1 protein-coding gene is annotated in these 1,052 nt (G+C 46.4%); it reads right to left on the reverse strand.

The genetic code is table 11. The features are described 5' to 3' along the window. Nucleotides 1–82 precede the first annotated feature (82 nt). Nucleotides 83–1,039: a DUF2860 domain-containing protein gene (locus R7R78_RS24465; protein ID WP_225474420.1), complete on the reverse strand. Its 957-nt coding sequence runs from the start codon at nt 1,037–1,039 to the stop codon at nt 83–85. Nucleotides 1,040–1,052 lie beyond the last annotated feature (13 nt).

The raw sequence follows: 1,052 nt of genomic DNA on the forward strand, positions 1-1,052 counted from the left end.
AACAACTCACGGCTCAAGCCGTGTAGTGGTCATTTGAGAGGAGTTCGCGGCGAGTATTCACATGTTCGCCGCGAGAACCATGTTAGAAGCTGTAGTTAAAGCCTAACGACAAAAGGTATTCATTTTCGTCATAAAAGGTGATGTTTGAATCGGTTTGGCTATAACCCGCGAAGGAAATGAACGACCAGTTTTGCCAATCAAACACGTTTTGGTATTCGTAAGCGGCAAACAAGCTCAAGGTGTCATCACTGCGCGTTTTCGCAAAAGTTTGGCTAGCCGATTGATAACCTTTGAGTGCATAGCCTGCTGTTAAGGCTAAACGATGACGGTTGATGAACTTAAACCAACTTACGTCAAAGGCATAAGAGCCATACGATTCTGCTTTTCCATCTGCATCTTGGTTGATGAAGGTGAACGCAGGTTGCAGTAGCGATGTTTGGTCTAGTGAAATACGATATTCGCCTTTTACGTAATAAATACTGGCATCACGCGCGAGTGAACGATCGGTGACTTCATCTTGTTCGACATCTTTATCGGCATAAGCTAAATCGAGGGTGAAGTTTCTATCGACCAAACCTTTGATTTGAAATCGATAGGCGTTACCACCTTCATCCGTTGTTTGACGAGCCGTACCTACTTGATAAGGATTACGCCACGTTTCGCCTTTGAGGACGGTCGGAAGGTAAGAGACATCCAATACTGTGCCTGACGGCAGTTCGTACTGATAGCCTAATTGAAAAGCCAGTGTACCGACTGCCACATCGGAACGCGTTGTACCAGCATACACTTGGTGGTTGAGCTGGTGACCAAACGTGTAGGCGATACTTCCGAGTGGCGCTGCGATGACGGTTGTGTCGCTTTCAGCGCTTTGGTTTAACGAGTCGATGGTTTTGCTGTTGTCGGTATTAAAGTTCGATTCCGATGAAATCACACCAGCATTGAATGAGATTTCGCCGCTGAACCCTGCAGTTTCAGCGAGTTGAGCCTGAGCAGAACTGACGACAAAGGCCAAAGGCAAAAGGGTTAGCCTTGGTTTCATTCGTTATCTCCTT

The sequence above is a fragment of the Vibrio sp. 2134-1 genome (genome assembly GCF_033339495.1).

Bases quoted from the DNA above. Each gene is read 5' to 3' on its own strand.
- R7R78_RS24465 (WP_225474420.1), bottom strand. From the start codon at position 1,039: ATGAAACCAAGGCTAACCCTTTTGCCTTTGGCCTTTGTCGTCAGTTCT.